Origin of the sequence: Eubacterium sp. MSJ-13, assembly GCF_018918235.1 — a bacterium.
Taxonomy (GTDB): Bacteria; Bacillota; Clostridia; order Lachnospirales; family Lachnospiraceae; genus Butyribacter.
In genome coordinates this window covers 1-5,546 of the sequence record NZ_JAHLQE010000117.1, presented here as the reverse complement: position 1 = coordinate 5,546, position 5,546 = coordinate 1, and the positions used below count along the sequence as shown (strand labels likewise).

Below are 5,546 nucleotides of genomic sequence, written 5' to 3'. Positions count from 1 at the left end.
TTATGAGCAAGTAGCAAAGCGGATTGCGAATATCCGCTTGACTTTTCGTTGTACTAGATAAATTCTATGTAGAGAAAAGTTAATTTTTAGTTTTAAAGGAGTAGTAAATAATGAGTACAAAAATAGGAAAAGATAAAAAGGTTCTTGTTCTTGATTTGGATGGCACGCTTACCAATTCGCAGAAGGAGATTACTGATAAAACTCTGGATGCGGTTATGGAGATGCAGAGACAGGGGCATAAGATTGTGATTGCGACGGGAAGACCTACGCCGGGGGCGGAGCCTGTTGCAAAGAAACTTAAACTTGACAAGTTTGGAGGTTTTATCGCTGCGTTTAACGGTGGTCAGATTACTGACTGTGGTACGGGTGAGGTTATTTATCAGCAGACACTTCCTGAGGATATAGTTCCAAAACTGTTTAAGCTGGCGGAAGAACTTAATATAGGACTTGTATCTTATGACAAGACAGGGATAATCGCTGCGGACAGACCTGACAAGTATATCGACCTTGAGGCTAGGATAAATCATCTGCCTGTTTCATATAAAAAGAATATTATAGAATATATTGATTTCCCTCTCAATAAGTGTCTCGGAACAGCAGAGCCGGAGGTTGCTCCTGAAAAAGAGCAGGCTTTTAAGGACAAATTTGGTGACAGGATAAATGTGTCACGCTCCGAGCCGTTTTTTATCGAGATTACGCCGAAAGGAATAGACAAGGCGGCTTCGCTTGAACATCTCTGTGAGATAATCGGAAGTTCAAGGGAAAATATGATAGCCTGCGGTGACGGTTTTAATGACATATCAATGATAAAATATGCAGGTATCGGTGTTGCTATGGCAAATGCACAGGAGGAAGTGAAGGTTGCTGCTGATTATATAACGGCTTCTAATGATGAGGATGGTGTGGCACAGGTTATATATGAGATGATATTAAGGGAAAACGATTAGTATCTATAAGATAAAAATGGAAGAACTGCAATAGTGTTGAATGTCATGACATAAGCTTATTGTATTAAAAAATGAAAAACTAAAATGAGTTTAAGTGAATATCTTTCATCAATTAAATGAAAAAATTGAATGAAAGGTATTTACTTTTTTTTATATGTGTTTATAATGGTACTTGCAGTTGAGAAAAAAACATTATTAAGATGAATTTAATTCATCATGACAAGTAAAAGTGAAGAATAAAATGGAGGATTAACATGAATAACGGAATCGAAATCAGATGGCATGGTCGTGGCGGTCAGGGAGCAAAAACAGCAGCTTTACTTCTTGCAGATGTAGCATTTAAGACAGGACAGTATGTTCAGGGATTTCCTGAGTATGGTCCGGAGCGTATGGGTGCACCTATTACGGCTTATAATAGAATTAGTGAAGACAAGATCCGTATTCATTCCAATATATATACACCTGATTATGTAGTTGTTGTTGATGAGACACTTCTTGATTCAGTAGATGTTACGGCAGGTCTTAAGAAAGACGGTGCTATTATTATCAACACACCAAGGTCAAGAGATGAGATTAAAGAAAAACTCAAGGGATATGAGGGAAGGGTTTATACTGTAGATGCAAGACATATCTCAGTAAAGACGCTTGGAAAGAACTTCCCTAATTCACCTATGCTCGCAGCAGTAGTAGCAGTAAGCAATGTTATGCCAAGGGATACATTTATCAGAGAGATGAGAGCTTCATATCAGCATAAATTTGCAAAGAAGCCTGAAGTAATCGATGGAAATATGCAGGCACTTGAGATGACATTTGATACACTCGCAGAAGATATTGATAAGGATATGAGCATGAGTGCTTAATTTTAAATAGCTGACAAGAAATAAATGCCAAAAATAAGTTGTCCTAAGCCATGTAAAATGGCGATATGCTCTGCATCAAAAGTGCAGAGCATAACTTTTATTATAGTTTAAAATGCAAATAATAGCGACTTAAAAAGGCATGATTATTTCATTATTTATAAAATGACACAAGATTTAAAAAATATATTACAGTGTTAAGAAACCTCTTTATGCTATGGCATGATTAATATTGACTCTGTAATAAAGAAATAAATTGATTGGAGAAAAAAATGAGAACCGATATAACAAAGATAAACGAGACAACTCCCGTCGATGAGCTTACTGAGGGTCTTATGGTATTTGCCGGAGGAACTTCAAAGCTTTTTAATACGGGAGAGTGGAGAACAAATACACCAGTATTTAAAGCTGATTTATGTAAACAGTGCTTACTCTGTGCACCTGTCTGTCCGGATGTGAGTATTCCGGTTGTTGACGGAAAGAGACTTGATTTTGATTATGACCACTGCAAGGGCTGTGGAATATGTGCAAAAGTCTGTCCATTTGGGGCAATTGAGATGAAGGAGGGTGCGGAATAATGGCTATCAAAGAACGTATGTCGGGAAACGAGGCAGTATCATATGCTATTCGTCAGGTAAATCCGGATGTTATGCCGGCATTTCCTATAACACCTTCAACAGAAATACCACAGATGGTATCTACATATATTGCAAACGGCGAGATGGATACAGAGTTTATACCTGTAGAGAGTGAACATTCATCAATGAGTGCTGCAATAGGAGCAGAGGCGGCGGGAGCAAGAAGTCTTACGGCTACATCATCAGCAGGACTTGCACTTATGTGGGAGGAGCTTCTTCTTGCGGCATCAAACAGACTTCCGCTTGCACTTACACTTGTAAACCGTACGCTTTCAGGTCCTATTAATATTAACTGTGACCATTCAGACGGTATGGGTGCGAGAGATACAGGATGGATTCAGATATATGCAGAGAACAATCAGGAAGCATATGACAATTTCATTCAGGCATATCCTATCGCAGAGGATAAGAGGGTACATCTTCCTATTATGATATGTCAGGACGGATTTATCACAAGCCACGCAGTTGAAAATATTGAGCTTATGGAGGATGAGCTTGTAAAAGATTTCGTCGGTGAATACGAGCCTGAAGAATATCTTTTAAATCCTGGAAAACCTATAGCAGTAGGTCCTTATTCGGTGACAAGTTATGCTATGGAGGCAAAGAAAAATCAGGAGACAGCATTAGAGAACTCAAAAGAAGTTATACTTGAAGTGGCAAAGAAATTTAAGGAGATTTCAGGCAGGGAGTATGGACTTTTTGAAGAATATAAGACAGAAGATGCCGATTATATCATGCTTATCATGGGTTCGGCAGCAGGAACGGCAAAAGAGGCAGTTGACCATCTTCGTGAGCAGGGAAAGAAAGTCGGAGTATTAAAACTAAGGGTATTTCGTCCGTTCCCGGCAGAGGAGATTGCAGAGGCACTCAAAGGCTGTAAGGCAGTCGCTATTATGGATCGCTGTGAAAGTTACAATGGAAACGGCGGACCTCTTGGAAGTGAAGTTACAGCAGGACTTTATAGAAGTAAGGTAATGATAGAAGCCGTAAATTATATTTATGGTCTTGCAGGCAGGGATTTCACGGTAAATGAAGTATATGATATATTTGCTGAACTTGAAGAAGCAGTAGAGCAGGGAAAGAAAGTAGAGCAGTACCAGTATATCGGATTACGCAAATAATAGGAGGCCATAATGAGAGATTACAGTTTAAAAACAATGATGAATAAACCAGAGCGTCTTGCACCGGGACACCGTATGTGTGCAGGCTGTGGTGCGACGATAGCAGTTCGTGCCGTACTTCGAGGACTTCATGAGGGAGATCACGCAGTTATAGGAAATGCAACAGGCTGTCTTGAGGTATCTTCATTTATGTATCCATATACGGCATGGGAAGACAGTTACATACACAATGCATTTGAAAATGCAGGAGCAACATTGAGCGGTGTTGAGACGGCATACAAGGCACTCAAAAAGAGAGGGAAACTTCCAAAAGACGAGACATTCAAATTTATCACATTTGGTGGTGACGGTGGAACATATGACATAGGATTTCAGTCACTCTCAGGAGCAATGGAGAGAGGGCATGACATGGTATATGTGTGTTACGACAACGGTGCATACATGAACACGGGTATTCAGCGTTCATCAGCAACACCAATGTATGCAGACACGACAACAACACCTGTAGGAACACAGTCTAACGGTAAGATGCAGAACCGCAAAGACCTTGCAAGCATCATAGCAGACCATGATGTGCCATATGTTGCACAGACAACACTCTTACAGGATTTTAAAGATATTCACAGAAAAGCAGAGAAAGCAATCTACACAGAGGGAGCAAGTTTCTTAAACATCATGACACCATGTCCAAGAGGATGGAGATATGATGCGTCGGAGATAATGAAAATCTGTAAACTTGCCGTAGAGACCTGCTACTGGCCGCTCTTTGAGGTAGACCACGGAAAATGGATACTTTCATATGAGCCAAAGAAGAAACTTCCTATCGAAGATTTCTTAAGAGAGCAGGGAAGATTTAAACATCTTTTCAAAAAAGGAAACGAGGACTTGATAGCCCAGTTCCAGGCAGAGGTAGACAGAAGATGGGAAGACCTTCGGTATAAATGTGCTAGATAATGTGAAAAAATATAGGGAAATAAAGACAGGAGCATGTTGTATCAATTTATAGAAATGTTGATAACATGCTCTTGTTTTGGCTTTACATCGAAACATCACAATGTTAGTATAATTATATTCGTAATAAGAATTCTTGAACTAAATGAGGAGGGGTGGATATGCCGAAGGTCATAGGAATCGGAAAGCAAAGATATGATAATATAATAGAAAACGATTGTTTTTATATAGATAAAACAATGTTTATAAAGGAATGGTGGGAAAATCAGGATGATGTTACGCTGATAACAAGACCACGTCGTTTTGGAAAAACATTAAATATGGATATGCTTAAATGTTTCTTTTCAAATGAGTATGGGGACAGGATGGATTTATTTGAGGGATTTGATATATGGAAAGAAGAAAAGTATCGTGAACTTCAGGGAACATATCCAGTGATTTTTATTAGTTTTGCAAAAGTAAAACAAAATAATTATAAGGATGCCGTAGCAGGAATTAAGAGAATAATCTGCGATGAAGTTCAGAAATATTATTTTTTGATAGATTGGGATAGTTTGACGGACGAAGAAAAAAATAATCTTAAAAGTATAACATATAGTATGGATGATGTAACTGCACAGGAAGCAATAGCAAGTCTGTCAAATTATCTTAGCAGATATTATGGAAAAAATGTTATCATTCTTCTTGATGAATATGATACACCAATGCAGGAAGCGTATGTGAATGGATATTGGGAGGAACTTGTTTCGTTTACAAGGAGTTTTTTTAATGCGACATTTAAGTCAAATCCGTATCTTGAAAGAGCGATAATGACTGGTATAACAAGGGTTTCTAAAGAAAGCATATTTTCTGACCTGAATAATTTGGTTGTTGTCACTACTACATCAAGAGAATATGAGACTTATTTTGGATTTACTGAAGAAGAAGTTTTTTGGGCATTGGAAGAATACGGCTTATCTGATAAAAAGGCTTCGGTGAAGATGTGGTATGATGGGTTTACTTTTGGTGATAAGAAAGATATTTATAATCCTT

General features: G+C 38.4%; 6 protein-coding genes. All 6 read left to right on the top strand.

The annotated features are described in order from the left end of the window. Window positions 1–110: 110 nt before the first annotated feature. Complete coding sequence (locus KQI69_RS07500) at window positions 111–947, top strand: Cof-type HAD-IIB family hydrolase (protein WP_216564741.1); 837 nt, start codon at window positions 111–113, stop codon at window positions 945–947. 254 nt (window positions 948–1,201) lie between these two features. Next, window positions 1,202–1,807: a 2-oxoacid:acceptor oxidoreductase family protein gene (locus KQI69_RS07495; protein WP_216564740.1), complete on the top strand. Its 606-nt coding sequence runs from the start codon at window positions 1,202–1,204 to the stop codon at window positions 1,805–1,807. A 269-nt stretch (window positions 1,808–2,076) separates the two neighbouring features. Next, window positions 2,077–2,382: a 4Fe-4S binding protein gene (locus KQI69_RS07490; protein ID WP_216564738.1), complete on the top strand. Its 306-nt coding sequence runs from the start codon at window positions 2,077–2,079 to the stop codon at window positions 2,380–2,382. Further along, on the top strand, window positions 2,382–3,563 hold the full coding sequence (gene porA / locus KQI69_RS07485; protein ID WP_216564737.1) for a pyruvate ferredoxin oxidoreductase: 1,182 nt from the start codon (window positions 2,382–2,384) through the stop codon (window positions 3,561–3,563). Before KQI69_RS07490 ends, porA begins: the two co-directional genes overlap by 1 nt. 12 nt (window positions 3,564–3,575) lie before the next feature. Then, a complete protein-coding gene (locus tag KQI69_RS07480; RefSeq protein WP_216564736.1) occupies window positions 3,576–4,517 on the top strand; it encodes a thiamine pyrophosphate-dependent enzyme in 942 nt (313 codons plus the stop codon). Window positions 4,518–4,675: 158 nt separating this feature from the next. Continuing rightward, window positions 4,676–5,546, top strand: an 871-nt coding sequence (locus tag KQI69_RS07475; RefSeq protein ID WP_216564734.1) for an AAA family ATPase, incomplete at its 3' end; no start/stop codon positions are given.

Bases quoted from the DNA above. Each gene is read 5' to 3' on its own strand.
- KQI69_RS07500 (WP_216564741.1), top strand. From the start codon at position 111: ATGAGTACAAAAATAGGAAAAGATAAAAAGGTTCTTGTTCTTGATTTG.
- KQI69_RS07495 (WP_216564740.1), top strand. From the start codon at position 1,202: ATGAATAACGGAATCGAAATCAGATGGCATGGTCGTGGCGGTCAGGGA.
- KQI69_RS07480 (WP_216564736.1), top strand. From the start codon at position 3,576: ATGAGAGATTACAGTTTAAAAACAATGATGAATAAACCAGAGCGTCTT.
- porA (WP_216564737.1), top strand. From the start codon at position 2,382: ATGGCTATCAAAGAACGTATGTCGGGAAACGAGGCAGTATCATATGCT.
- KQI69_RS07490 (WP_216564738.1), top strand. From the start codon at position 2,077: ATGAGAACCGATATAACAAAGATAAACGAGACAACTCCCGTCGATGAG.